General features: G+C 45.4%; 20 protein-coding genes. 6 read left to right on the plus strand and 14 right to left on the minus strand.

Going from position 1 to position 26,513, the window contains the following annotated elements:
* Positions 1-10: 10 nt before the first annotated feature.
* Entirely contained in the window at positions 11-2,137 is a 2,127-nt protein-coding gene (gene nrdD, locus WIG73_RS06365) for an anaerobic ribonucleoside-triphosphate reductase (RefSeq protein WP_337399760.1), read from the minus strand.
* Positions 2,138-2,299: 162 nt separating this feature from the next.
* Here nrdD and WIG73_RS06370 point away from each other — a divergent pair, with 162 nt between their 5' ends.
* Entirely contained in the window at positions 2,300-2,944 is a 645-nt protein-coding gene (locus WIG73_RS06370; protein ID WP_337399761.1) for a Crp/Fnr family transcriptional regulator, read from the plus strand.
* 23 nt (positions 2,945-2,967) lie between these two features.
* Here WIG73_RS06370 and WIG73_RS06375 read toward each other — a convergent pair whose 3' ends face one another.
* From WIG73_RS06375 to WIG73_RS06410, 8 genes are all read right to left on the minus strand, one after another.
* Positions 2,968-4,341 carry an FAD-dependent oxidoreductase gene (locus tag WIG73_RS06375; RefSeq protein ID WP_337399763.1) on the minus strand — a complete coding sequence of 458 codons (1,374 nt, stop codon included), beginning with the start codon at positions 4,339-4,341 and terminating at the stop codon, positions 2,968-2,970.
* Positions 4,328-5,191 (minus strand): AraC family transcriptional regulator, encoded by an 864-nt coding sequence (locus WIG73_RS06380; protein WP_337399765.1) that lies wholly within the window; start codon positions 5,189-5,191, stop codon positions 4,328-4,330. Before WIG73_RS06380 ends, WIG73_RS06375 begins: the two co-directional genes overlap by 14 nt.
* A 6-nt stretch (positions 5,192-5,197) precedes the next feature.
* On the minus strand, positions 5,198-5,902 hold the full coding sequence (locus WIG73_RS06385) for an SDR family oxidoreductase (RefSeq protein ID WP_337399767.1): 705 nt from the start codon (positions 5,900-5,902) through the stop codon (positions 5,198-5,200).
* Positions 5,903-5,978: 76 nt separating this feature from the next.
* Positions 5,979-6,752: a GNAT family N-acetyltransferase gene (locus WIG73_RS06390; protein ID WP_337399769.1), complete on the minus strand. Its 774-nt coding sequence runs from the start codon at positions 6,750-6,752 to the stop codon at positions 5,979-5,981.
* A 61-nt stretch (positions 6,753-6,813) separates the two neighbouring features.
* Entirely contained in the window at positions 6,814-8,271 is a 1,458-nt protein-coding gene (locus WIG73_RS06395; protein ID WP_337399770.1) for an oxaloacetate decarboxylase subunit alpha, read from the minus strand.
* A 77-nt stretch (positions 8,272-8,348) separates the two neighbouring features.
* Positions 8,349-9,530: a sodium ion-translocating decarboxylase subunit beta gene (locus tag WIG73_RS06400; RefSeq protein ID WP_249313651.1), complete on the minus strand. Its 1,182-nt coding sequence runs from the start codon at positions 9,528-9,530 to the stop codon at positions 8,349-8,351.
* Positions 9,531-10,014: 484 nt separating this feature from the next.
* Positions 10,015-10,380, minus strand: a complete 366-nt coding sequence (locus WIG73_RS06405; RefSeq protein WP_177680288.1) for a biotin/lipoyl-containing protein — start codon at positions 10,378-10,380, stop codon at positions 10,015-10,017.
* A 36-nt stretch (positions 10,381-10,416) separates the two neighbouring features.
* A complete protein-coding gene (locus WIG73_RS06410) occupies positions 10,417-10,740 on the minus strand; it encodes an OadG family transporter subunit (protein WP_177680269.1) in 324 nt (107 codons plus the stop codon).
* A 264-nt stretch (positions 10,741-11,004) separates the two neighbouring features.
* Here WIG73_RS06410 and WIG73_RS06415 point away from each other — a divergent pair, with 264 nt between their 5' ends.
* Positions 11,005-11,862, plus strand: coding sequence for a MurR/RpiR family transcriptional regulator (locus WIG73_RS06415; RefSeq protein ID WP_337399771.1), 858 nt, complete (start codon positions 11,005-11,007; stop codon positions 11,860-11,862).
* 1 nt (position 11,863) lies between these two features.
* Positions 11,864-12,889, plus strand: coding sequence for a tRNA preQ1(34) S-adenosylmethionine ribosyltransferase-isomerase QueA (queA, locus tag WIG73_RS06420; RefSeq protein ID WP_337399882.1), 1,026 nt, complete (start codon positions 11,864-11,866; stop codon positions 12,887-12,889).
* A gap of 46 nt (positions 12,890-12,935) precedes the next feature.
* On the opposite strand, the gene WIG73_RS06425 is transcribed toward queA, so the two are convergent.
* The 3 genes from WIG73_RS06425 to WIG73_RS06435 all read right to left on the minus strand — a co-directional run bounded on the left by WIG73_RS06425 (position 12,936) and on the right by WIG73_RS06435 (position 19,386).
* The gene (locus WIG73_RS06425) at positions 12,936-14,498 is read right to left on the minus strand and encodes a hypothetical protein (protein WP_337399772.1); all 1,563 of its coding nucleotides are present in this window, start codon (positions 14,496-14,498) and stop codon (positions 12,936-12,938) included.
* Positions 14,499-14,646: 148 nt separating this feature from the next.
* Positions 14,647-17,505 (minus strand): S-layer homology domain-containing protein, encoded by a 2,859-nt coding sequence (locus tag WIG73_RS06430; RefSeq protein ID WP_337399773.1) that lies wholly within the window; start codon positions 17,503-17,505, stop codon positions 14,647-14,649.
* A gap of 264 nt (positions 17,506-17,769) precedes the next feature.
* Positions 17,770-19,386: a CTP synthase gene (locus tag WIG73_RS06435; protein ID WP_337399774.1), complete on the minus strand. Its 1,617-nt coding sequence runs from the start codon at positions 19,384-19,386 to the stop codon at positions 17,770-17,772.
* A 175-nt stretch (positions 19,387-19,561) separates the two neighbouring features.
* Here WIG73_RS06435 and aroQ point away from each other — a divergent pair, with 175 nt between their 5' ends.
* From aroQ to nifJ, 3 genes are all read left to right on the plus strand, one after another.
* The gene (gene aroQ, locus WIG73_RS06440) at positions 19,562-20,002 is read left to right on the plus strand and encodes a type II 3-dehydroquinate dehydratase (protein WP_249313510.1); all 441 of its coding nucleotides are present in this window, start codon (positions 19,562-19,564) and stop codon (positions 20,000-20,002) included.
* A complete protein-coding gene (locus WIG73_RS06445) occupies positions 19,992-20,702 on the plus strand; it encodes a ComF family protein (protein WP_337399775.1) in 711 nt (236 codons plus the stop codon). The genes aroQ and WIG73_RS06445 overlap by 11 nt, the downstream gene beginning before the upstream one ends.
* A gap of 392 nt (positions 20,703-21,094) precedes the next feature.
* Positions 21,095-24,610, plus strand: coding sequence for a pyruvate:ferredoxin (flavodoxin) oxidoreductase (gene nifJ / locus WIG73_RS06450; protein WP_337399776.1), 3,516 nt, complete (start codon positions 21,095-21,097; stop codon positions 24,608-24,610).
* A gap of 49 nt (positions 24,611-24,659) precedes the next feature.
* On the opposite strand, the gene WIG73_RS06455 is transcribed toward nifJ, so the two are convergent.
* Together WIG73_RS06455 and WIG73_RS06460 are read right to left on the minus strand one after the other, a co-directional pair.
* On the minus strand, positions 24,660-25,457 hold the full coding sequence (locus WIG73_RS06455; RefSeq protein WP_337399883.1) for an ATP-binding cassette domain-containing protein: 798 nt from the start codon (positions 25,455-25,457) through the stop codon (positions 24,660-24,662).
* Positions 25,458-25,462: 5 nt separating this feature from the next.
* Positions 25,463-26,371, minus strand: a complete 909-nt coding sequence (locus WIG73_RS06460; RefSeq protein WP_177680186.1) for an ABC transporter permease — start codon at positions 26,369-26,371, stop codon at positions 25,463-25,465.
* Positions 26,372-26,513 lie beyond the last annotated feature (142 nt).

A 26,513-nucleotide genomic window follows, 5' to 3' on the forward strand; every position in this document is an offset into this window, starting at 1 on the left:
CTTTTTATTATTACAGATGCAGCACCCTTGCTTTAATTTCCTTTGTTTTGCCCACATTCCAGAAATTTTCGCCCAGGTAACCGCAGGTTCTGCGGGTTACGTTCATTTTTGCATGGTCTTTGTTGTGGCAAGCAGGACATTCCCACTCGTTGTCTTCATTGATAATAATTTCCCCGTCAAATCCGCAAACCTGGCAATAGTCGCTCTTGGTGTTGAACTCAGCGTATTGAATGTTGTCGTAAATAAACCGAACTACGTCCTCAATGGCCTCGGTGTTATGGCGCATGTTGGGAATTTCCACATATGAAATTGCGCCGCCGGAGGAGATTTTTTGGAACTGGCTTTCAAACTTGAACTTGGAGAATGCGTCAATATCCTCGCGCACGTCCACATGATAGGAGTTGGTGTAATAGCCCTTGTCGGTAACGTCTGTCACGCTGCCGAATTTCAGCTTGTCTATTCTTGCAAACCGATAGCACAAAGACTCTGCCGGTGTGCCGTAAAGGGCAAATCCAATGCCGGTTTCTTTCTTCCAGGTATCTGTTGCCTTTCTTAATCGGTTCATCACCCTGAGAGCAAATTCCTGTCCCTCCGGCGTTGTATGAGATACGCCTTTCATCAGCTTCGTCACCTCGTACAGGCCGATGTAGCCCAACGAAATGGAGGAGTAGCCGTCTTTTAGATATTTGTCAATCACTTCACCCTTTTTCAGACGGGCAATGGCGCCATACTGCCAATGCACCGGACTCACATCAGACTTTGTGCCCAAAAGCGCACGGTGACGGCACATAAGTGCCTCAAAGCAAAGCTGAAGCCTTTCGTCAAACAGTTTCCAGAACAAATCCTCGTCGCCTTTTGCAATTAAGCCCATCTGGGGCAGGTTAATGCTCACAACGCCCTGGTTAAAGCGGCCCTCAAATTTATAGTTGCCGTTTTCGTCTTTCCACGGCGCCAAAAAGCTTCTGCAGCCCATGGGGCCAAACACGTTGCCCTCATAGTTTTCGCGCATCTGTTTTGCAGAAATGTAATCGGGATACATTCTTTTTACCGAACATTGCACCGCCAGCCTGGTTATGTAGTCATACTCGCCGCCCTTTAAGCAATTGTGCTCGTCTAAAACATAAACCAGTTTCGGGAACGCAGGCGTAACATAAACGCCAGCTTCGTTTTTAATGCCCTCGAGCCTCTGGCGGAGAATTTCCTCCACAATCATGGCATTTTCTTTTAAATATTCGTCATCTTTATCTAAATTCAAGAACAGCGTCACAAACGGAGACTGGCCGTTTGTGGTCATGAGCGTGTTAATCTGATACTGAATGGTCTGAACGCCCGAACGAAGCTCGTCCTTTGTGCGGTTCATAGCCAGTTTTTCCAGCATCTCCTCAGAAAGCTCGCCACCGCTGGCTTTTGCAATGCTCTTTTTAAATTTGTCGTGGCTCTTTCTTAAATATTTGCCCAAATGGCGAATGTCCACCGACTGGCCGCCATACTGGCTGCTGGCCACGGCGGCAATAATCTGCGTCACAATGGTGCAGGCCACCTGAAAGCTTTTCGGCGTTTCAATCAGCTTGCCGTTCATTACCGTGCCGTTGTCTAACATGTTTCCAATGTCAATCAAACAGCAGTTAAAAATCGGCTGAATAAAATAGTCCGCGTCGTGGAAATGCAAAATTCCTTCTTCATGCGCCTTGGAAATTTTCTCCGGCAGCAAAATGCGCTTTGTTAAATCTTTCGACACCTCGCCTGCAATCAAATCCCGCTGTGTAGATGCAGCAACTGCGTTTTTGTTGGAGTTTTCCTCCATAACATCTTTATTGGCGTTTTTAATCAGACTCAGAATCGACTCGTCCGTAGTGTTTGCCTTACGAACCAGCGCACGGGAATACCGATATATAATATAGGTTTTGGAAAGGACAAAATGGCCCATTTCCATGAGTTTCTGTTCAATAATATCCTGAATATCCTCAACCAGCATACGTTTACATTTTTTGGATTCAATGTAAGATAAAATCAATTCAATTTCCTGGTCCGTTGCACGCTCGCTTTCCTCCACCTCGGCGTTCGCCTTGCGGATTGCGACCTCAATCTTCACTCTGTCATAATCAACGGTCCTTCCGTCTCTTTTTATTACTAACATTTTACACAGCTCCTCTTAACCAAATTACTTCTCTTGCGTAGCAGTTACAATTATACAATAAAACAACCAAAAAAAAAGTTGCAAATGCAACTTATATCTGCTATAATACAAAATATAGGTGTTGTGCATAGATATGCACACTATATAGGGAGGTTCAAAAGTGTGTTAAAATCGGCTGTTTTCAGTGGTTTGAGCGATTCTGAGGCCCAAAAAATGATGACTTGCCTGGGCGCAAAGGAAGAAAAATTTAATATAACTGAAACAATAATGTCATATAACGGAAATTCCGAAGATATTGGCGTTGTCCTTTCCGGCACGGCGGAGCTGGTAACTTACGACTACGACGGCAACAGAATGATTTTGGAACGGTATGATGAGAATTCTGTTTTCGGCCAGCTGTTTGCGCCCTATTCCGGCATTGACGAACCGGCCGTAATCGCCGCAGCAAATTGCGAGGTAATGTTTTTTAAATATCGGAAAGTCATTTCCCAATGCGTAAACGCCTGCGAAAGCCATACCATTTTTTTAGACAACATGCTTTGCCTGCTCACAGAAAAGCTCCGCGCCCAGGCAAACCACATTGAGGTGCTGAGCAAGCGCAGCCTGCGAGGCAAACTCATGGCCTTTTTCGAAATCCAGGCCAGGGAAAAACAATTAAGCAACTTCACCCTGCCCTTTTCCCTCTACACGCTGGCAGACTATTTGAGCATTGACAGAAGCGCCATGCAGCGGGAAATGAAAAAAATGCGGGAGGAAGGGCTCATAAAATCCAAAGGAAAAAAAATTGAGCTTTGCAAAAAAATCTAACAAAAATGGAAATCTATGCAGAACTATACATTTTTGAAATAGAGCCCGCTGTTAATTTGTTCAGCAACATATTCTCCCACACCTTCTCCAAGCGACAGTATCGTTCTGGTCAGCCGTGCGCTTGCCGCCGCAATATGACTGAACGAGGCGCCTCTTGATGCCACAAAAAGATTGTCAACCTCCCTCGGCATCGTGCATTCAAGAGGGATTTCGTAAGGATATTCCAGTTCCCTGCACATGCCGCTGGTTCCATGAACGTCCAGTGCATGGTCGGCAATTGCAACGGTTCGTCCCCTTTTGGGCTGGCTGAACAGTCCTGCCCTGACGTCATTTTCATTTAACACATATTTTCCAATCAGCCGGTAGCTTTCGCGAACCCCGGCAGAAAAAATCTTCGTCAGCGAATAGCCGTTCATGTTTTTTTCCGTTTGGAGATACTTCCAGTACGAATAAACCCTTGCTTTACCAACTTCATCTGCTGCTTCGCCGAAGTCTATATATTCTGCCCCCTCCATGGTAGGTAGCATATTGACATTAATATCGTGATTTGGGTAAAGGCAAAAGCAGGAAACAGTGCGTTTCATTTTATACGCTTTCCACGCTGAAATATCGACTTTCTGATATCGTACCGGCATTTCATCAATGTGGTTTGGGTTCGCTGCTGGCGATACCCGAAACACATAGGTAACGGCATTCATCTGCCTGCTGTCTTTTTCCCCTGCCGACGGTTCCTGGTAACGATATTTAGACTCACTCCCCATTGCCACCGCACAGCCTGCTTCTCTCGAAAGAATGATGTCGCCGGTTGCATCAATATAGAAATCCGCCACAATCCGAATGCTTTCCCCACCGTTTTTCACTGTCACAGATCGAATGTTTCGCCCAGATTTTTCGCACGCATAAAATTCATATCCAAAAAGGGCCGAAAGCTTATTCTGATACGGAGCAAGAACTTGATGCATGGCCTTGGTCATTGCGGCTCCTTCAAATTGAAACCGTTTCATGCTGCCGTCTTTTCTCAGGCTTCTGCACCTTTTTAACGTATCGGAATAATGAAAGTTCGACGGCATAGACAATCCCCAGGGATATTGCTCAAACGAATGATTTTCCCAGTTCATTCCGTTCTCGGGAAAGAACAAATTACAGTTCGGAACTGCTTCCAGCACTGCCGCGCCCTGGTTCATTTTTTGCAGTTCCTCTTTTAAAAGAAGATGCGCACCGTCTAAACTGACACCCGGCTCCCAACCGTCGACCCCGCAAAAAACTGCGGTGCCGCCAAAGTCCTTGTTTTTTTCAACAACAACGGTGTTGATGCCGTTTTTCAATAATCTGTAAACGCATCCGAACCCGCCTGCACCTGCCCCTACCACGCACACATCTGTTTTAATCGTTTTCATACTCTTTCACCTTGCCTTTCGGCTTCACCGGAATTCTAATCTCCCATTTAAAATTATCTTCCTCCATATTTACGGGAAAAATTTCAAGATTGGGAACTTTCTCATCTCTCTTATAACGGCTAGATTTAAAAAATTCAAAAAGGATATTGTGATAAAAAGCATTGATTTTAGCGTCTTCAGAGCCAAAAACATCAAAGCACAGCCACAGCCCTGCCGGAATTTGCACAAAATCAAACTGCCCGCCAATTGCTGATCTGGCGCCGATATGGCAGGTTACAGATTTCTTTCCATTTTGATACACAGCATACAGTTTTTTGCCGCTTTGTTTTAAAATGCTGTCTGCATGCTCGCTCTCATAAAACTTATTCCATACATGTTCACAGCATTCGCTGTCTGAAAGATCTGATTCCCCCACCACGCCACAAACATAAAATTCGTCATCATGAACGGCGCGGTAAGATAGGTTCGTTCCACCCGTCATACATAAACTCAGTTCCAGCCTGGTAAACATTTTCAAATTGTTTTCGTTTCTTTTTATATTTTCAGGAGCAAAACCATGAAATTCTTTAAATGCCCTTGTAAAAGAGGACGGCGAATGATAACCATATTTTAATGCAGCATCGGTTATGCTAACCCCTTCTGCCTGCAATTCCTCGGCAGCCTGGGAAAGCCGCCTTTTTCTGATATATTCCCCAATTGGAACTCCTGCAAGAAAGGAAAAAACTCTCCTGAATTCATAAACCGATAAATTTGCCATCCGTGCAAGCGCAGCGGCATCGATGTCCGATAACAGATGTTGTTCAATATATTCTATTATTTCGTGAAACTTATGCAAATTCTGATTCATCATAATTCCTTAAAGCGGCTCAACGCGCTGGGATGTTCCCCACACGGTCATTTCTTCCACAACGGCGCCTTCCGGCTGGTTTGCAGCATAAAATACAGCGTTTGCAATATCCTCTGCGGATAACGATTCCTCTACCGCATCAATTCCCGCACCTTTTTGAAAGCCTGTGCTTGCGGCGGCCGGAATAATACAGGTCGCCCTTACATGATAAGGCTGAAGCTCAACATACAAGCCTTTGGTAAAGTTAAGCACGCCTGCCTTTGCCGCGGCATAAACACTCCATCCGCCCCAGCAATGCCTGGCGCAGACCGAGGAAATATTGATGATCATGCCGCTTCGTTGATGCTTCATTACTGTGCCGAACAATTTAGAGCCATATATAACGCTGTTGAGGTTAAGCTTCAAAATGTGGTCAATTTCTGCCGGTTCAAACTCCGTTGTTTCCTTAATAGCAACGCCGCCGCCAGCGTTGTTTACAAGAAGGTCTATCTTTCCAAATTTGTCAATTACATAATCCTTTAATTCAAGCCACTGGCTGTAGCTCGTAACATCAATGGAAAACCCGCAGTCAAACGAATACTGGGCAACAGTTTGTTTTACTTTTTCAGCATTTCTCGAAGCAACAATAACCGTATCGCCGTTTTCCTTAAACTTTTTTGCCGCGGCCAAACCATAACCGCTTGTGGCGCCTGTTATAACAACAATTCTGCCCATTACAATCACTCCTTTTATTATAATGAATTATATAATCTTTTTTAAGACTTAGCAATACATTTCTTGCATTTTTTAGTTACTCTCTTAAGGTCATTTGCCAAACAAACGCCTCCGGTTTTGCCGTAAGCTCTACCCACGCCGGGCGGAAACCGCATTTTATGGCATTGTTCACCGATTTAATATTCGACCACGCGGCGCAGTAAAACGGCACCTTTCCCAATGCAAGAATTTCTAAGGCCAGCTTCGACGTCAGCGCACTGGCCACCCCCTGCCGTCTGTACTTTGGCAGAACGTCAATGCCGATTTGATACATCTCCCCACAGTCTGCCGAACAGCCCGCAAGACCAATCAGTTCCCCATGATAAAATGCGCCTGCCGCCAGCACGTCTAACTGTTTGCGCTTTTCGCACAGCGCGTTGCTCCACTGGGGCAGATAAAGCCCTTCAAAATCCTTCGGCTTTAACATCCGAACCTCATAGGGGCAGGGAAGCTCGCGCAATACATTTACATCCGGCAGAAAATATTCCGCCATGAAGCAAATTTTTATGCCAAAGGGCGCAAGGCTTTTCTCTAAAACGTGCAGACATGGCGTCTCAAAGCACTGTTCAATGGAATATTTGTTGATATAATCGCCTGCAAGCTCTGCGGCACGCTCGTCAACCGCGGCCACAATATTATTCCCGTAGGAAACCAGGCTGCAAAAAAACGGCAGCTCTAAATATTTTCTGGCCCGGGGATTTTTCTTTGAAATTACCACTTTGTTTTCCTGTTTTAAAAAATCTTCCGCGCTGCAGCCAATGTCAATGGCCGACTGTTTTCTGGCAATATCATAAATCTCTTTGTTTGTCATGTTGCCCTCCTTTTTAGATAGCAAAAAAGCGGAAGCCATTTGCTTCCGCTTTATCGTTACATTAGTTTGAAACGTCTTCAACATAAAGAATCCTAGCTCCGGTTTCATCCACCTTTGCCTCCTGCTTTGCGTCGGCCGCTTTCGGCTCTGTTTTGCCTTCCGCCTTCGGCTTGCCGCGTTCAGCAAAAAACTTCTGGGCAACCTGCGGGAACAGGGCGTAACTTAACACATCCTCCTCGCACTTTGCAATGCCCTTTGTTTCTTCTTTATATTTTTCAAGCTCCGGCGCAATTAAATCCGCCGGGCGAACTGTAATTACCTCGTCATCGCCAATGGCTTTCTTTCTCACTTCCTCGTTCACAGGAGCAGGAAGCCTGCCATATTCGCCGCGAAGTAAGCCCTTAGACTCTTTCGTAACCATCTTATACCGTTCCCCTGCAAGCACGTTTAAAACGGCCTGAGAACCAACAATCTGGCTGGTAGGAGTAACCAGCGGGGGATAGCCAAAGTCTTTTCTAACACGAGGAACTTCTTCTAAAACGTCGTAATATTTATCCTCAGCGTTGGCCTGCTTGAGCTGTGAAATCAGATTGGAAAGCATACCGCCGGGCACCTGATACAGCAGCGTATTGGTGTCTACCCGCAAAACCTTGGGATCTAAAATCCCTTCTGCCTGAAGCTTTGCCGCAACGCCTCTGAAGTGCGCCGCAGCTTTGCTTAACTTGGTTAAGTCAAGGCCTGTATCGCGGTCTGTTCCCTGCAAGGTTGCAACCAGGCTTTCCGTGGCCGGGTTCGAAGTACCGTTGCCCAAAGGCGACAGGGCGCAGTCCACAATGTCAACGCCGGCCTGTGACGCCATGAGATAGGTCATATCTCCCGTGCCGGTGGTATTATGCGTGTGCAGATGAATGGGAACGCCCACATTTTCCTTGAGCTTTTTCACCAGGCTGTATGCGTTAAAGGGCAGTAAAAGGTTTGCCATGTCTTTAATGCAGATTACGTCTGCGCCCATTTTTTCAAGCTCAATTGCCAGCTTCACAAAATAGTCCTCATTGTGCACCGGGCTAACGGTGTAGCTAAGCGCCGCCTCAACCATGCCGCCGTTTGCCTTTACAAACTTTATGGCGGCCTGCATGTTTCTGGTGTCGTTCAGCGCATCGAAAATTCGAACTACATCAATGCCGTTTTCAATGGATTTTCTGCAAAACGCCTCCACAACATCGTCCGCATAGTGTTTATATCCTAAAATATTCTGTCCGCGGAACAGCATTTGAAGCTTTGTTTTCGGCATTGCTTTTTTTAACGTTCTCAGCCGCTCCCATGGGTCTTCGTTCAAAAACCGCATGCACGCGTCAAACGTTGCGCCGCCCCAGCACTCTAAAGACCAATATCCAATATCGTCTAAAATTGAGCAAGCCGGCAGCATATCTTCAATTCTCATTCTGGTTGCCGCCTGGGACTGATGGGCGTCACGGAGAATGGTGTCAGTGATATATAACTTGTTTTTTGTGTTTGCCATAACGAAATCATGCCTTTCTCCCACAAAATTTACCGTTCCTTACCAGTGGGGCGATAAGGTGCGCCTAAGGCTTCGCTTTATCTCATGAACAGTGTTAAAAATGCACCGGCCGCAATTGCAGAGCCGATAACACCGGCAACATTGGGGCCCATGGCATGCATGAGAAGGAAGTTCCTCGGGTTTTCTTTCTGTCCCACAACCTGCGACACACGGGCCGCCATGGGAACAGCCGAAACACCGGCAGAGCCAATAAGCGGATTGATTTTGTTCTTTAAGAACAGGTTCATAATCTTCGCGAGCAGCACACCGCCCGCAGTTCCAAATCCAAATGCGACAACTCCCATGATAATAATCTGAATGGTCTTCATTGTCAGGAAAATGTCAGCCGTAGCAGTTGCGCCAACAGAAATACCCAAGAAAACAGTAACAATGTTCATCAGCTCGTTCTGAACGGTTTTACTCAAACGCTCGGCCACGCCGCATTCCCGCAGAAGGTTGCCAAGCATTAAGCTTCCGATTAATGCTGCGGCAGAGGGAAGAAGCAGCGAAACAAACGCTGTAACCACAATGGGGAATATAATTTTCTCCGTTTTGGAAACCTCGCGAAGCTGTTTCATTTCAATCATACGTTCCTTTTTCGTCGTTAACAGCTTCATAATCGGCGGCTGAATAACCGGAACCAGCGCCATGTAAGAATACGCCGCAACGGCTATCGGGCCAAGCAGTTCCGGCGCCAGCTTCGACGTAACAAAAATTGCCGTCGGGCCGTCTGCACCGCCGATGATGCCGGTTGACGCCGCTTCAAAAGGTGTAAATCCAAACAATATTCTTGTGCCAAAAAAGGTTAAGAAAATACCCAGCTGTGCAGCTGCGCCCAAAAGCAGGCTCTTGGGGTTTGCAATTAAAGGGCCAAAGTCCGTCATTGCGCCGACACCAATGAATATCAGACAGGGATAAATTCCCAGCTTTACGCCTAAGTATAAATAATCCAAAAGCCCCGGCGTAATGTTGCCCTTTCCGCCGAACATCTCCCAATGAACATGGCCGTCTGCAAATAATTCCGCATTATACATTCCTGCGCCGGGCAGGTTGGTGAGCAGCATACCAAATGCAATGGGGAGGAGCAGCAAGGGTTCAAACTTTTTCACAATTGCAAGATACATTAAAACAAAGGAAATTAAAATCATAATCAAAACTTTCCAGTTGTTTGCAATCAGTGCAAAGCCCGTGTCGCCTAAAAATCCCCCAATGGCCTTCATCAGCGACACTCCGCCGGCAGACTCCGTGTCTGCAAAAATGTTCTGCACTGTAACCATTTTAACGCTGGAAGCTGACTCCTGCGACAAATCAATGGTGCCGCCAGTTGCCGTTATGTACTGAAATACAAATCCCATCTGCGGCAAATTGCCTGTAAAATTTGTAACTTCTGCAGAAAGAATAATATCAACAGCGGCGCCTGCGGCAATTTCGCCGGTCATAATGCCGCCCTGATAGTTGTTAATTTTAATTTCAGACTCGTTGTAATCAAACTGCAAAACAGAGTCTGCAATGTCTTCATTGCCTGTATTTTCGATTGTTAAAGTAATTTTCTTATCCAAATCATTATAGTCTGCGGATTTCACAGCGATAACAGAAGACTCCGAATTATCTGCGCAAAATGCAGTGAGTGAACAGGAAAGAACAACTAAAACCAAAAGACAAGCAGAAAATATTTTTTTGCTCATGTTTTTAGCCCCTTCCCAATTATTCGATTGTGCAAAGCAGTGCGCCGCTTTCAACGGTCGCGCCTTTTGTAACGCCAACAGATGTAATTTTTCCGCTGCACGGTGCCATAATTTCATTTTCCATTTTCATTGCTTCTAAAACCATAAGAACCTGGCCCTCTTTTACGCTGTCGCCCACGTTCACGTTCACAGCTAAAATGTTGCCCGGCATCGGACATGTAACCTTTTCACCAGCGCCGGCTGCAGCAGGTGCAGCAGGTGCCTTTGGCGCTTCAGGTGCTGCTTTGGGAGCAGATTTTAATTCCTCTGCTTTAGCATTGCCGTCCATCAGTTCAATTGCAATTTCATAATCGGTTCCGTTTACATTTACTTTATACTTTTTCATCGTTTCAGTCATTTCCTTTCATTCCATAAATTGTTATTATGATAATTTTTTAATAGAAAGTACCCGAATTCCGGTTACGTCTGTGCCAAGTTCCTCCGCAATCACTGCAGAAACCGCCGCCACAAATTCGCCTTTATCCTGATAGCCGCCGCTTACAGCTGCAGGCGCCAAATTTCCTGCATCCTGCACTGCAGCAGTATCTGCGCCGTTGCCCTTGTCTTTAATCAGGCTTTTACACAGGGCGCCAACAATGCTGCAAATTAAAATGATGCATATAAGACCTACAAAAACAAGACCAAAACCGAAACCAAACACTGTAAAATCTCCAATTTGTTCCGCTGCCTTCAATGAAATTGTCATTACATGCCAACCTCCCTTCATAGATTTCGCCTTTACCGTCTGCATAAAACAAGCAGTTTCCACAACCTCTCCAGAAAAAGCCAATCCTATGCGCTTATATATCATTTTATCAAAATGACAAGAAAATATCAATATGAATTTACAAATTTTTATATTTTTGAATAAAAAAGCGAAAAAGTAAAAAAAAATAGGCCATTCCTATTGTAATTTTACTAAAAAACCGATATGATATTATATGAAAATGGATAAAGAAAGGCAAACGGCATGGATATTCTTACACAAATTGACAAGGACTTTTCATCAATGAGCAAACGGCACAAGCTAATCGCCGAATACATACGAAAAAATTACGATAAGGCTGCGTTTATGAACGTTGAACAGCTCTCTTTGGCGGCTGGGGTCAGTGAGGCCACGGTGGTGCGGTTTTCTTCAGAGCTTGGCTACGGAAAATATCAGCACTTTCAGCAGGCGCTGAAGGACTATGCAAAGTCCCGGCTGACCAGTGTTCAGCGCATGGACCGGGCCTATGACTTATACCGCGGCACAGACATTTTAACGTCTGTTCTAAACGCCGATATTGATAAAATTAAAACCACCCTTGCACAAATCGACCGCCAGGCGTTTCTCGGTGCCATCGACAAAATTTTAAACGCCGAAAATATTTATATTATCGGTCTGCGCAGCGCCTCCTCCCTGGCCGGGTTTTTAGGATACTATTTAAACCATATGTTTTCAAACATTCACCTGGTGAACACCGCCAGCGCAGGGGAAATTTTTGAGCAAATGTTCCGCGTGCAAAGCGGCGATGTAGTTATCGGCATCAGCTTCCCGCGGTATTCCCTTAGAACCGTGCGGGCACTGCGCTACGCAAAAAAAATGGGCGCGGCGGTAATTGGCGTTACCGACGGGGAAAACTCCCCTATTTTAGAGCTATCCGACCATACATTGCTTGCCAAAAGCGACATGGAGTCCTTTGTGGACTCTCTGGTTGCGCCGCTTTCTGTTTTAAATGCGCTGGTTGTGGCAATCGGAATGAAACGAAAGGACGAAGCCAGCAAAACATTAAAAAAACTGGAAAGCATTTGGCAGGATAACGAGGTGTATGACAATGGAGAAAAATGAGATGTTGGTAACAGATTTTGATTATGACCTGCCGGAGGAACTAATTGCGCAAACCCCGCTTGCAGACCGGCCTGCCTCACGTCTTTTGGTTTTGGACAAGGTCACAGGAAAAACTGAGCACAAGCATTTTCGCGATATTCTTTCCTATTTAAATCCAGGCGACTGCCTGGTGCTTAACGACACAAAGGTCATTCCGGCCCGCCTGTTTGGTCAGCGGGAGGATACAAAGGCCCCGGTTGAGTTCCTTCTGCTGGCGCAAAAGGATAATGATGTGTGGGATGTAATTTTAAAACCCGGAAAAAAATGCAGACCGGGTCATGTTATTTCTTTTGGAGACGGACGGCTGAAAGCTGAAATTTTAGAAATTACCGAAGGCGGAAACCGGCTGGTAAAGTTTTATTATAACGGTATTTTTAACGAAATCCTATCAGAACTTGGCGAAACGCCCCTGCCGCCTTATATTCATGAAAAACTTGCCGACCGCAACCGTTACCAAACGGTTTATGCCAAGCATGACGGTTCCGCCGCAGCCCCAACCGCCGGCCTGCACTTTAACGAGGAAATGCTGGAGGCGGTTAAGGCAAAGGGCGTAAAGCTGGCGTTTGTTACGCTTCATGTTGGGCTGGGCACCTTTCGGCCTGTAAAGGCAGACAAAGTGACCGACCATTTAATGCATTCTGAATACTACCATGTAACAAATGAAACCGCAGAAATCATTAACAGCACCAAACGCAGCGGAGGGAAAGTGATTTGCGTCGGCACAACGTCAACCCGTGTGGTCGAGTCCATAGCGGATGAAAACGGTTTTCTCGCGCCCGCCTCAGGATATACAAACATTTTTATTTATCCCGGTTATCGGTTTAAATGCCTAGACGGGTTAATTACAAATTTTCATCTGCCGAAGTCCACGTTAATCATGCTTGTGTCCGCCCTGGCAGGCAAAGAGCATGTTTTGGCCGCTTACCGCGAAGCAGTTCAGGAACAATACCGCTTCTTTAGCTTTGGCGACGCAATGCTTATTTTATAAATATTCAGAAAAAACGCACCGCGGAATTCGCAGTGCGTTTTGCTTTTTATTTTGAAATAAAACCAAGCTCCAGCAGTTTCTGATAAACCTGTTTTGCCAAAAGCGTATAGCCAACATCGCTTAAATGCGTTGTGTCCTCTGGTGAGCAGTTGAGTGACAAAGGTATTTTTCCTTCCCCTAAAAACTGCAAATCTGTTTCAGTAGGCACAATGCCTGCGTCATTTAGCGCCTGCATCGAAGCCAAATAGGCTTTTGCGTCTAAAAATCGGTTCCCAAATGCCTGGGCCAGCGCGGCGTTCAAACTGTCCCATGCATAAGTTCCACCGTTGGTCAGGCCAATAACTACATACTTATCAGACTTTGTATGGGCAATTTGCTTCTGAATCAGCGCAACCAAAGCCGCAACATCTTCAGGCGAATTGTCGTTTGCGTTGGTGTTTGCAGGCGTCCAACCACCGTTTGTGCCGGTAAAAAAGATATTGATATCGCCATTGCCAGACTGCGCCTGGGGCACCAGTTTTGTACCAGCAGAAACAGATACTGCCGTACCGGGCGTTGTTCTTGTGAACTTGGCCCAGTTTAACACACGGGGCCACACCTCCGTATTAATACTAATTGACAACGTTCCCTCCACACCGTTAATGGTGCAGGGATTCCAGCCGCCAGCGCTTGCATTTCTAGGAGTTACTACGCCGCCGTCGGAGGACTTAAATGTAATTTCAACCGGGGTTTTGTCTGCCGGAATCGTAAAGGCCTTGTCAATGACAATGTCCAAAGCACCCTGCCTTGCGGCAATTGTTGTGGCCGTTTCACCGCCCACGCCCATGTTATAAACCTCAAGGCCCGTTAGCTCTGCAAGCACTTTCGGATAGGAACAGTCGGTGCCCTGGTTCCGTCCATAAGTCAGGCTATCGCCCCAGCACGCAATTGTTTTCACTTCATCAAGGTCTGATTTTGCCGGAGCTGCAAGGGGAATCATTGTTTCCGTTGAATCCCAGACAAACACCTTTAAATACTTTGCTCCATCTGGATATTGCGTTGTAATGCGGTCCGACGATTGAAATGTATTCGACAGATCCTTCACCGGAGTAGACTCCACCAAAAGCAATTTATTGCTTTCATCATAATAGGAAGCAATAACTACATATGTAGAGTTTTCAACTTGTAAATCGTTTGTAAAATTCACTAAAATGTCCGCTGCCGTAACACCGCGCGTTATATCGACCTGCGCAGATATCAGCTTGTTGTTTGTGGTAGCAGAAATTACACTCTTTGTAATGTTTTCACCGGCAAGATACATCACCAGCTTATACCGCTCAATTGCCTTGTTGAGTGTAAACGAAAACTGATAGCCGCCATCCTCACTCACGATTATTTGGTCAAGAAATCCGACATCATCTGACTGATAATTCTGCGGGTCTGCTTCTTTATCCAACAGTATAACCGTCACCGGCTCTCCTGCTTTTGCACTGTCAACAGCTCCTTTAATTACTACCCGCGCTGTCGGCTCCCAAATGATAACTTCTGGTTCCGCTGTAACCGCTTGAATTCCAAAAATCATGTAAATGCACATAAAAATGCATATCGTACATTTTAAACTCCTTGCCATTTTACTCCTCCTGCAATTTTAATACAAAAGAATTATATCACATAAATGGTGTAAAGCTCAACTGGAATATACAGATTTTCTTTTGAAATTGCATAAAAAAGAGGATACCGAAGTATCCTCTTTCTCAGATTATAAAATCTAATTAAACTTATTTGTGCAAAATCTGTACACAATCTTCATATCTAGATGTTTCACCAATAAGTGCTACAACGAAGTATTCATTGCTGCCATAAGAAGATTTAATGCTTGCAGAACTATTTAGTACTTTAACAGCCGCAGATTTGTTTGTGCTGGTCAATCTGCTTTCGTCAACTAAAGCATAGGTGTTACCATCTGTTTCATTCAACGTAAGCTTCAGGCCGCCTTCAACATCTACATCTACAGCGTCAACAGTCATCTTATTGCTTCTGATGTCTGTTACTTCACCGTAAACAATTGCAACATCATTTTCATCATACTTAGCATAAGTGAAATCGCCAGCATCAAAGCTTCTTGTTGATGCATCATAGATGAAGTTTGTCTTCTTGATTTCACCATCACCATTCTTGGTGTAACGGAAAACGTCACCTGTATCCATTGTTTCAACTGCGTCCATCTCGTCATAATCAACGCCCATTGTAACGGTTTCGCCGCTCTGAACGAATGTGTATTTATCAATGTCTGAACCGTCAGCATCAAGACCTGTAGATCTTGTCTTAACAACAGCTAAGTGAGACTTCTTCAGTGTACCATCAATTTCTTCACTAACAAGTGCTGCACCAAGGTACTCATCTCTGTCAAAACCGTATAAGAATGCAGAATATCCACCATTCTTATCTTCGTCTAAAGAAGAGAAGGAAGCAATTTCTAGATCATCTTCATCCACATTGTAAGCATCGGTAGCAATCTTTGATACCGGGGCAACAAAGAGTTTGGAATCATCATTTAAATCCAAGCCACCAAATACCTGTGTGTCATCATTATATTTATAGCTGTCAGAAGATGTTACATTAAAATTAGCACCCTTCTTTGCAAATCTAAGCTCTGAGATTTCATTACTGTCATTGGTCCTAAATGTAACAATTCTATCACCAAGCTTATCTTTTGCAGCTTTTTCCGTTTCTTCGTCAGCAACTAGATCTTCAATCGTTTCGAAGAATGCATCCTGCGTTTTGTCATTTCTTTTATAGGTTTTAGATTCATCTCCATCATAAACCTTTAAAGTGGGAGCTACTGTGTAGGTTTCAAGAGCACCGTCAGCAGTAAACAGCTTAAGCATATGTGTTTTAACACTGAAAACTATATCATTACCATATGTAACGATAAAGGAATAATTCTTGTTTACTACAGAAGCAGCGTCAGAATCAAATACAAGGCCGTCAATTGTGATATAGAAGATACCTTCATCACCAACTTTGAGGGTTGCATTTTGATCAATGATATATTCTTCGCCTGCAATCACGTATTTGTAATCTTTCTCTACTTCTTCATCAACTGTTCCTGTTACAGTTTCATTTGTTACATAGATGTCCATGTAAGGAACATTGTCATCTAACGGATCTTTCTTACCACCAACTAACGGAGCAACAATATTAAAGATATCATCTTCCTGAACATCTTCTAATGTAATAGCATTGCCATCAGCATCATAGAGGTTGTAGATGAAAGTATCATTGCCTCTGTCATCTGGATCTAATGATAAACCGCCTGATGTAAATTTAACGAACTGTTCGTCAACTCTTACGCTGTCAACCTGTGCATAAGCATAGTCTGTAACAAAGATCTTATCATAATCGTCATTCTTCGGTCCCATGAAAGTAATAGAATTAGCAACATTAACTAACAGATTTTCAAGGCCGCCAAAGCCATCAATTTCTGACTCGTTAATCCGTGAACCATTGTAATATACAGAGAGGTCATCGCCTGTCTTCGTATCAATCTTAACGGTTTTTGAATCGTTAAGATCTTCATAGTACTCGAATGTGCCACTCTTCTCATCATATGCCTCAAAGTTAGCAGAAACAGTTTCTGAGTCTGTCGACTTAGAGTCAACAACAACTGCTAAGAGTTCCCATTCTTCATTGTCATTTTCAACGATATACGCTTCAACTGTGTAACCCAGGTAGTCGCCAACTTCAGTTTCGCCTACATACGGTTTAATTGTTGAATTTTTAGAAGAGAACTGATTGTCTAAAATTTCGTCCCAATAATAATCATATGTACCGATTATATCAAGTTCTACTTTCGGGTTGTCAACATCCTTACGGAGGTTTTCTTCTGTCTTTGCTGTGTTTTCTACAGTAGCTTTTACCTTGTAAATTTCATTTGTGTAGGTAAGAAGTGTTCTTAAGTCTGTGCCGTTTTTACCATCATAAACAACATATTCGTCATCTTTCGGGTTCGGCGCATAGTAAGAAACGTCTACCAAAGGTGTGGTTAATGCATTGTAGATAACCTGAGCAACTACTTCTCTTGTAGCAGCTGTAGCACCGTCAAAGTTTGTGCTTGCAAGAACGCCTCTCTGAGAAGCAACTTTCAGATAACCTGTGGGATAACCGCCGTTTTCGCTTCTCTGAGCAATTCTTTCATAACCTAACGCTCTGAGAACCATAACAACTGCATCCTGGAATTTAACATTTGCATCGGGGTCAAATTTGTTGTCGCCAACACCATAAATGATGTCGCCTGCAACGCCCCATGCAATGTAGCCTGCTGCCCAATGATCTGCAGCTACATCGTCAAATGAGCTTCCGCCAGATGCTTTTGCAACATCTTCTTGGCCCATTGCTCTACAAACCATAGCGACCATTTCTGATCTTTTGATATTGCTTGTGGGGTTGAAGTTGCCTTCATCATCGCCCTCTACAATACCAAGACCGGAAAGAACTTTAATAGCTTTGTAGTAGCTATTTGATTCTTGTACGTCTCCATACTGTCCTGTTGCAGCGCCAACGCTTAATGCAGCCAATGAGCTGATAAGCATAGCAACCGTAACAATTACGGAGACTAACTTTTTGAGATTTTTCATAACGTCTCAAATCCTCCCTTATAATAAATTTAATTTAAAATCGAAAGAGATGTGGTTTTCGCCAAAGCTGTTCCTCTTTCAAAAACAGCAAAGGCGATGCGACAAGCTATACGCCCATCATTACTATACACTGATTATACCACTAGTTTTCGGCATAGTCAATGCAAAATTTACAGTTGTAATAAAAATGTAAAAAATCTTACAAATATTACATATTTATTGCAACTTTTTTATGCAAACGCACAATGTGCGGTATTGCTAAACCTAACATTCCCGGTCTTTTTCCTTATTTAACAGACTGAATTTAATAAAGTCACGAAACAGCGGATGAGGCCTGTTCGGTCTGGATTTAAATTCCGGATGGAACTGAACGCCCACAAACCAGCTGTTGGCCGGAACCTCTGTAATTTCACAGAGCAAACCGTCGGGCGATTTCCCTGAAAACGTCATGCCTTTGGACTCAAGCCTGTCGCGGTATGCATTGTTGACTTCATACCTGTGTCTGTGGCGCTCTGAAATTTCAGTTTCGCCGTAAGCCCTATACGCAGCCGATTCCCCGTCTAAAACACACGGATATTTTCCCAGCCGCATGGTGCCCCCGAGCTTATCAATGTCTTTCTGTCCAGGCATAATGTCAATCACCGGCGAGGTCGTTCCCGGGTCAAACTCCGTTGAGTTCGCCGTTTTTAAGCCTAACACATTTCTGGCATATTCAATGACAGCGACCTGCATTCCGAGACAAATTCCAAAGTACGGAATGTCGTTTTCCCGCGCGTAGCGGCAGGACAGTACCATTCCTTCAATTCCCCTGTCACCGAAACCGCCGGGAATGATAATCCCGTCCACATTTCCAAGACATTCTTCTATATTCTCCTCGGTGATAAACTCCGAGTTCACCCACTTGATATGCACATCGGCGTTATTTACCACGCCGCCGTGTTTTAAGGATTCAACAACGCTGATATAAGCATCCCTCAAAACAACATATTTTCCAACCAGTGCGATTGTGACATTTTTTTTCAGGTTTTTTGACCGTTCCACGAACTTTTCCCAGTCGTATAGGTTTGGTTTTGGATCCCTGAGCCCCAATTTCTTTAACGCAACCCTTGCCAGGCCTTCCCGTTCCAGCATAAGCGGAACTTCATAGAGCACGTCGGCGTCCATATTCGGAATCACTGCTTCCGGCGAAATGTTGCAAAACAAAGATAATTTATTAATAATTTCGTCGTCTAGCGTACGCTCTGCACGGCAGACCACAATGTCTGGCTGAATACCAATTCCCAACAGCTCTTTTACGCTGTGCTGGGCCGGTTTTGACTTTAATTCACCATTTTTACCCAGGAACGGAATGAGCGCAACGTGTATGTAAAGCACGTTTTCTCTGCCGACCTCTGTTGCCACCTGCCGGATAGACTCTAAAAACGGAAGGCTTTCAATGTCGCCGACGGTGCCGCCGATTTCAGTAATCACCACATCGGTGCCGCCGTGGGCTCCGGCGCGGTAAATCCGCTCTTTAATCTCGTTTGTGATATGGGGGATAACCTGAACCGTTCCGCCCAGATAATCGCCGGTTCTTTCTTTATTAATAACGCTCCAATAAACCTTTCCGGTTGTAACGTTGCTGTTTTCGTTTAAATTCTCATCAATAAACCGTTCGTAATGTCCCAGATCAAGGTCTGTTTCTGCACCATCGTCTGTTACGAAAACTTCGCCGTGCTGGATAGGGCTCATGGTTCCGGGATCAATATTAATATAGGGGTCGAACTTCTGAATGGTAACCCGGTATCCGCGCGCCTTAAGAAGTCTTCCCAGCGACGCAGCCGTAATTCCCTTGCCCAAACCTGACACAACACCGCCGGTAACAAATATGTACTTCAGCATAAACACACCTCCATCTAAAAATATATTTACCTTATCTATTTTAAACTGTTCCGCCCCCAATGTCAAGAATTTTTTTCGCTTTCTCGCCAAAATAATTGTTTTTTTATTGATTTCGCGGGTTCCCTGTGTTATGCTAATGACAGAGAATTTAACGTTTCAGAATAGGGGCGATAAAATGTATTACAAATTAAAACTGATTCATGGTCCGAATTTGAATATGCTGGGCGTCCGCCAGCCTGAAATATATGGGCATGACACGCTGTCGGACATTGAACAGCTGGTTGTTTCCGAGGCAAAGAAAAAGGGCTTTGCGGCAGACTGTTTCCAGTCCAACTCGGAAGGGGCGATTATCGACGCAATCCAGTCCTGTTATCAGGCCTGCGACGGCATTATTTTAAACGCCGGTGCCTACACCCATTACAGCTACGCCATCCGCGACGCGATTTCTTCCGTTATGGTGCCCTGTGTGGAGGTACACCTTTCAGACATTCATGCCAGGGAGCCGTTCCGCAGCGTATCGGTGCTGGAGCCCGTTTGCGTGAAACAAATCTGCGGATTGGGCAAACAGGGATATGTGCTGGCTGTTGAGGAACTGATAAAAAACCATGTTCGATAAAATTCTTTCCTTTTTATTTCCAAGTCCCTGTGTAGTGTGCCAAAAACCTGCCGGAAGAAACCGGTTTGTCTGCAATTCCTGCAAAGAACATTTAACTCTTTTAAAACCGGGCGCTTTTTGCAAGACCTGTCTTGCACCCCTGCCTTCCGGCGCTGAACTTTGCGGAAAGTGCCTAAGCAACAGTCCCGCTTACGGCCAGTTAGTTGCCTGTGTCTCCTATCAGGGAATCCTGCGCAACTCGCTGCACCGCTATAAATTCGGCGGCCGTTCTGACCTGCACACTTCTTTTGCAATGATGATGTGCGCTCAACTTCTTTCCTTCGGCTGCACAGATTTTGATGTTGTGGTTCCTACGCCGCTGTCAAAAGAGCGCCTTCGGGAAAGAGGCTTCAATCAAGCGGAATTAATTGCAAAGGACATTGCCAAACAATTTCACGCCCCTTGCGTTTCCAACGCGCTTAAAAAGTGCCGGGATACCGAACGGCAGTCGGAGCTTGACATGCACCAAAGGGATCGCAATGTTCGCGGGGCGTTTGCTTTAAGCAGCCCCGATGCTGTCCGCGGGAAAAAAGTGCTTCTTGTAGACGACATTTTCACCACCGGCGCAACCATGCGGGAAGCCGCCAAAACCCTCTCGGCTGTTTCAAAGAGCGTTACTGCCTGCGTTTTAGCGAAAACGGATATCGGGCAGCGTTCTTAAGTAAAAGTATACTTACGAAAAATGAAAGGAACATTAAAACTTTTTGGCTTTTGCTGTTTTGTTGCTAAAATCTTTTATTGTTTCATGTTCCGCCAAGTAAATTTTTTTATATTTTTTGTCTTTTTATCAGGGTTTACGGCAGTTTCCTTACTTGCCTTTCTGTTTAATTAGACGCGAAATGTTGCTAAAAAGTTCCCTCGCTTTGTACGTTTTATATATAAATTTTAAAAAAATTTTCAAACTCCCACATTTACGGCTGTTTTTTTCGCGGAACAGAAAAATTTTTTGTTTGAAATTTATCATTGTTTGTGCTATAATAAATAAGGTATATATTCATATGTTTATCACTATGAATGATAAATAAATAATTTATTCTTTTAAGGAGGATAAAAATGGCTAAAAAAATGAAAACCATGGACGGTAACTGCGCCGCTGCACATTGCGCCTATGCATTTACAGAAGTCGCAGCTATCTATCCCATCACACCATCGTCTACAATGGCAGAATATGTAGACCAGTGGAGTGCGAACGGACTCAAGAACATCTTCGGCGAAACGGTTGAAGTTGTTGAAATGCAGTCTGAAGCAGGCGCTGCAGGCGCTGTTCACGGCTCCCTTCAGGGTGGTGCTCTGACAACTACGTTCACTGCATCACAGGGACTTTTATTGATGATTCCGAATATGTATAAGATTGCGGGCGAACTGCTCCCCACCGTGTTCCACGTAAGCGCCCGCGCACTTGCCGCTCACGCGCTGAACATTTTCGGCGACCATCAGGACGTTATGGCCTGCCGCCAGACCGGCTTTGCAATGCTGGCTTCCGGCAGCGTTCAGGAAACAATGGATTTAGGCGGCGTTGCTCACTTAGCTTCCATTAAGGGCAGAGTTCCGTTCCTCCACTTCTTCGACGGATTCAGAACATCTCACGAAATCCAGAAAATTGAAGTGATGGATTATGAAGACTTAAAGAGCTTAGTTGACTGGGATGCTTTAAAGGCATTTAAAGACAACGCACTGAACCCGGAACACCCGGTTCTCCGCGGTACCGCACAGAACTCGGATATTTACTTCCAGGGCAGAGAAGCCTCCAACACCTTCTACGAGAAAATTCCGGACATTGTTGCCGACTACATGAAGGAAATTACAAAGATTACAGGCAGAGAATATAAGCCGTTTAACTACTACGGTGCACCGGACGCAACAAAGGTGATTGTTGCAATGGGTTCTGTTTGTGAAGCAATTGAAGAAACCGTTGACTACTTAAACGCAAGAGGCGAAAAGGTGGGCGTTGTGAAGGTTCATCTTTACAGACCGTTCTCTTCCAAATATTTCTTCGACGTTCTGCCGAAAACCGTTCAGAAAATTGCAGTTCTGGACAGAACAAAAGAGCCGGGCTCTTTGGGCGAACCGCTCTACTTAGACATCTGCAACCTGTTCACAGGCAAAAAAGACGCGCCTGAAATTTTAGGCGGACGTTACGGTTTGGGTTCAAAAGACACCACACCCACACAGATTGCCGCAGTGTTTGCAAACTTAGATGCAGCAAATCCGATTAACGGCTTCACCATCGGCATTATGGACGATGTTACAAACCTTTCACTGCCCCTGGGAGAAAAAATCAACGCTGCTCCCGAAGGCGCAACACGCTGCAAATTCTGGGGCTTCGGTTCCGACGGTACGGTTGGCGCGAACAAAGACGCCATCAAAATCATCGGCGACCATACAGACCTTTACGCACAGGCATATTTCGATTACGACTCGAAAAAATCCGGCGGCGTAACCATGTCCCACCTGCGGTTTGGTAAAAAGCCCATCAAATCTACATACCTGCTGGACGAGGCGGACTATATCGCCTGCCACAAACCGGCTTATATTTATCAGTATGACGTGCTGGAGGGCCTGAAAAAGGGCGGCACCTTCCTCTTAAACTGCGTTTGGTCCCCTGAGGAATTGGATGAAAAGCTTCCGGGCCATATGAAGAGATATATTGCTGAAAACGACATTCACTTCTATATTATAAACGCTGTAGACATTGCTTCCTCCATTGGTCTGGGCGGAAGAATTAACATGGTAACACAGTCCGCGTTCTTTAAGCTTGCAAACGTTATTCCGATTGAGGAAGCCGTACCGCTGTTAAAAGACGCAATTAAAAAGACCTATGGCAAAAAGGGCGACAAGATTGTTGCCATGAACTGTGAAGCAGTTGACAAGGCGTTAACCGCCATTGTGAAAATTGACGTTCCCGCTTCCTGGAAAGACGCAAAAGACGAAGCGAAAGAAGACGACGCAAACGTTCCCGATTTCATTAAGAACATTGTTGAACCGGTGAATGCACAGCAGGGCAACAAGCTTCCTGTCAGCACCTTTGTGGGTATGGAAGACGGTACGTTTATGCAGGGTACATCAAAATATGAAAAACGTACGGTGGCTGTCAGCGTTCCGGAATGGAACATTGATAAATGTATCCAGTGCAACATGTGCTCTTTAGTTTGTCCCCACGCGGCAATCCGCCCGACACTGATGACGGAGGAAGAGGCTGCGAACGCTCCTGAATCCTTCCACGCAAAAGATGCAACCGGTCCGCAACTGAAAGGTCTTAAGTTCCGCGTTCAGGTTTCCCCGAGAGACTGCCTGGGATGCGGCGTTTGCCCGAACACCTGCCCGGTGGGCGCACTCACCATGGTTCCGGTTGACAAGGCTGTTGAAGACGAAGCACACAACTGGGAATTTGCCATGACAGTTCCTGTAAAAGACGATTTAATGAACAAGGGCACAGTAAAGGGTTCGCAGTTCTGTCAGCCCATGCTGGAGTTCTCCGGCGCTTGCGCTGGCTGCGGCGAAACACCTTACATCAAGCTCATCACCCAGCTTTTCGGCGACAGAATGATGATTGCAAACGCAACCGGCTGTACGTCAATCTGGGGCGGTTCCGCACCTTCTATGCCGTACGCGACAAACGCAGAGGGCAAAGGCCCGGCTTGGGCAAACTCGCTGTTTGAAGACAACGCTGAATATGGCTTGGGTATGGCAATTGCCGTTAGAAAAATCAGAGCTACATTAAAAGCTAAAATGGAAGAAGCCATTGCTGCAGGCGTTGACGGCAAGCTTGCCGATGCATTCAAGGCATGGATTGAAGGCATGAACGATGCAGACGCATCGAAAGCCGCTGCAAAAGAAATTGAAGCGCTGATAAAAGACGCAGACATGTCCGTTCCCGGCGTGAAAGATATTGCCGACAGAACCGATTTCTTAGTAAAACGTTCCAACTGGGCCTTCGGCGGCGACGGCTGGGCATATGACATTGGTTACGGCGGTTTAGACCACGTAATTGCTTCCGGCGAAGATATCAACATCTTTGTTGTAGACACCGAAGTTTACTCCAACACAGGCGGCCAGTCTTCCAAAGCAACACCGACAGCAGCAGTTGCAAAATTTGCAGCTTCGGGTAAGAAAGTGAAGAAGAAAGACTTGGGCATGATTGCCACAACCTATGGCTATGTATATGTTGCACAGATTGCCCTGGGCGCAAACCCGGCACAGACCATTAAGGCTATTAAAGAAGCGGAAGCTTATCCGGGCCCGTCTTTGGTTATTGCATATGCACCGTGTATCAACCACGGAATTAAGTCTAAGGGTAACATGGCAAACTCCATCGCCGAAGAGAAAAAGGCGGTTGAAACCGGTTACTGGCACTTGTGGAGATTTAATCCTGAGCTGAAAGAAGAGGGCAAAAATCCGTTTGTTCTTGACTCGAAAGAGCCCAAGGGCACCGTTCGTGAATTCATGGAGGGTGAAAACAGATACCTCATGCTCAAGCAGGCATATCCTGATGTTGCAGAGGAACTCTTCACAAAAGCTGAAAAAGACTTGCTGGAAAGATACGAAACCTACAAGAAAATGGCTGAATAAACAGACACATGGAAAGCCCCGCGTAAATTACGCGGGGCTTTTTGTTTTTCTACTGCATGGAAAACATCATTCTGTCATTGGTAAGCTGCTTTTTCCGCTCAGCCGAGAATAGCTCAACCAATCCCTCCGGCGTCATGCTGGCGCGTTCCTCGCCTTTGATGTCTAAAATAATCTGCCCTTCGTCCATCATAATGGTGCGATTGCCGCAGGAAAGGGCATAATTCATGTCGTGAGTAATCATCATGGTGGTTATTTCATTTTTCGTAACAATCTCCGTTGTAATTTTTAAAACCTTTTTGGCGGTTGCAGGATCTAAGGCCGCCGTGTGCTCATCCAACAGCAAAAGCTTTGGCCCGGCAATGGTAGACATCAAAAGCGATACCGCCTGGCGCTGCCCGCCGGAAAGCAGGCCAATCTGGGTTTTCATACGGTTCTCCAACCCTAAATCCAGCGTTGCCAGCAATTCTTTGAAATAGGCGCTGTCGTGCTTATTCACCGCAAAGAACGAGCGTTTCGCTTTTCTGGTGTAAGCCAGGGACAAATTTTCTTCAATGGTCATGTGGGGACTGGTGCCGCGCATGGGATCCTGATAAATACAGCCAATGTCTAACGCGCGCTTATAATCCTTTTTAAACGTAATGTCCTCGCCGTCTAAAAAAATGTTTCCCTCCTCCACCGGATATGCTCCCAAAATAGCGTTGAACATGGTGGACTTTCCTGCGCCGTTGGAGCCCAAAATGGTGACAAAGTCGCCGGGGGCAACATTTAGGTTTAAATTTTCAAGGGCCACTTTTTCGTTAACCGTCCCTTTAAAAAATATTTTCTTGATATTGTTTAACACCAGCATGTCGTTCATTGCACGTTCCTCCTCTGGGATTTCATCCTTGCGTTGCCAATTGCCTTTTTCGCTGTGGGAATTGCAATGGAAAGCGCAACAATCACTGCAGAAATGAGCTTTAAGGCATAGGATGGGAAAATTTCAAACCGCAGGGCAAGGGCAATGATAATGCGGTAAACCGCAGAACCCACACACGCCGAGAGAATTCCAACGCCTACGCCGCGCCGGCCGCAGATAGACTCGCCGATGATGATGGACGCCAGGCCGATTACAACCATGCCGGTGCCATATCCCACATCGGAAAACATTTGATACTGGCAGATTAAGGACCCGGAAAGCCCAACGCAGGCATTTGCAATTACAATTCCCAAACATTTTGAAACATCTGCATTAATTGAAGACGAGCGCACCATTTCCTCATTGTCTCCGGTGGCGCGGATTGCCATGCCCGGGCGGGTTTTAAAAAACACCGCCAAAATCGCTGCCACCGCAGCAATGATAAGCGCCGATAAAATCAGCTTATCAATCTCATCATTTAAGGGCGAAGCTTTGCAAACCCAGGTAAAAACAGTTTCTTGCCCCACTAAGGAAAGGTTCGACTTTTCACCCATAATAAACATGTTAATGCTGTAAAGTCCCGTCATAGTAATAATGCCTGCCAAAATCGGCGGCACCTTCACCTTAGTTAAAAGCAAGCCGGTAATCAGCCCCGCCAGTCCGCCGGCCGCGGTGCCTGCCAAAATTCCTAAAACCGGATTGTTTGCCGCAATGGTCACCACCGCCGCCGTTGCCATGCCTGTGACAAAGCTTCCGTCAACAGTCAGGTCGGCAATGTCTAAAATACGGAACGTAACAAACACCCCCATTGCCATGGCGGCGTATAAAAGCCCCAGCTGAAGGGATCCAATGATTTGAATGAACATAATTTTTCCTCCAAAACAACAAAAGTCTGCCACAGGCAGACTTTAAACAACACTGATATAAATTATCTCGGCTATCAAATCTCATCTCATCTGCGCTATGCTCAATCTTTATCATAGCACGAAGCGGCAGAATTGTCAAGAT

It is taken from the genome of Congzhengia sp., assembly GCF_037235575.1.
Lineage (GTDB): Bacteria > Bacillota > Clostridia > UBA1381 > UBA9506 > Congzhengia > Congzhengia minquanensis.

Bases quoted from the DNA above. Each gene is read 5' to 3' on its own strand.
- WIG73_RS06405 (WP_177680288.1), bottom strand. From the start codon at position 10,380: ATGAAAAAGTATAAAGTAAATGTAAACGGAACCGATTATGAAATTGCA.
- WIG73_RS06425 (WP_337399772.1), bottom strand. From the start codon at position 14,498: ATGGCAAGGAGTTTAAAATGTACGATATGCATTTTTATGTGCATTTAC.
- WIG73_RS06390 (WP_337399769.1), bottom strand. From the start codon at position 6,752: ATGACAAACAAAGAGATTTATGATATTGCCAGAAAACAGTCGGCCATT.
- WIG73_RS06415 (WP_337399771.1), top strand. From the start codon at position 11,005: ATGGATATTCTTACACAAATTGACAAGGACTTTTCATCAATGAGCAAA.
- WIG73_RS06400 (WP_249313651.1), bottom strand. From the start codon at position 9,530: ATGAAGGCCATTGGGGGATTTTTAGGCGACACGGGCTTTGCACTGATT.
- WIG73_RS06455 (WP_337399883.1), bottom strand. From the start codon at position 25,457: ATGCTGGTGTTAAACAATATCAAGAAAATATTTTTTAAAGGGACGGTT.
- WIG73_RS06385 (WP_337399767.1), bottom strand. From the start codon at position 5,902: ATGGGCAGAATTGTTGTTATAACAGGCGCCACAAGCGGTTATGGTTTG.
- WIG73_RS06430 (WP_337399773.1), bottom strand. From the start codon at position 17,505: ATGAAAAATCTCAAAAAGTTAGTCTCCGTAATTGTTACGGTTGCTATG.
- nifJ (WP_337399776.1), top strand. From the start codon at position 21,095: ATGGCTAAAAAAATGAAAACCATGGACGGTAACTGCGCCGCTGCACAT.
- WIG73_RS06445 (WP_337399775.1), top strand. From the start codon at position 19,992: ATGTTCGATAAAATTCTTTCCTTTTTATTTCCAAGTCCCTGTGTAGTG.
- WIG73_RS06395 (WP_337399770.1), bottom strand. From the start codon at position 8,271: ATGGCAAACACAAAAAACAAGTTATATATCACTGACACCATTCTCCGT.
- WIG73_RS06375 (WP_337399763.1), bottom strand. From the start codon at position 4,341: ATGAAAACGATTAAAACAGATGTGTGCGTGGTAGGGGCAGGTGCAGGC.
- WIG73_RS06410 (WP_177680269.1), bottom strand. From the start codon at position 10,740: ATGACAATTTCATTGAAGGCAGCGGAACAAATTGGAGATTTTACAGTG.
- WIG73_RS06460 (WP_177680186.1), bottom strand. From the start codon at position 26,371: ATGTTCATTCAAATCATTGGATCCCTTCAGCTGGGGCTTTTATACGCC.
- WIG73_RS06435 (WP_337399774.1), bottom strand. From the start codon at position 19,386: ATGCTGAAGTACATATTTGTTACCGGCGGTGTTGTGTCAGGTTTGGGC.
- WIG73_RS06380 (WP_337399765.1), bottom strand. From the start codon at position 5,191: ATGATGAATCAGAATTTGCATAAGTTTCACGAAATAATAGAATATATT.
- aroQ (WP_249313510.1), top strand. From the start codon at position 19,562: ATGTATTACAAATTAAAACTGATTCATGGTCCGAATTTGAATATGCTG.
- nrdD (WP_337399760.1), bottom strand. From the start codon at position 2,137: ATGTTAGTAATAAAAAGAGACGGAAGGACCGTTGATTATGACAGAGTG.
- queA (WP_337399882.1), top strand. From the start codon at position 11,864: ATGTTGGTAACAGATTTTGATTATGACCTGCCGGAGGAACTAATTGCG.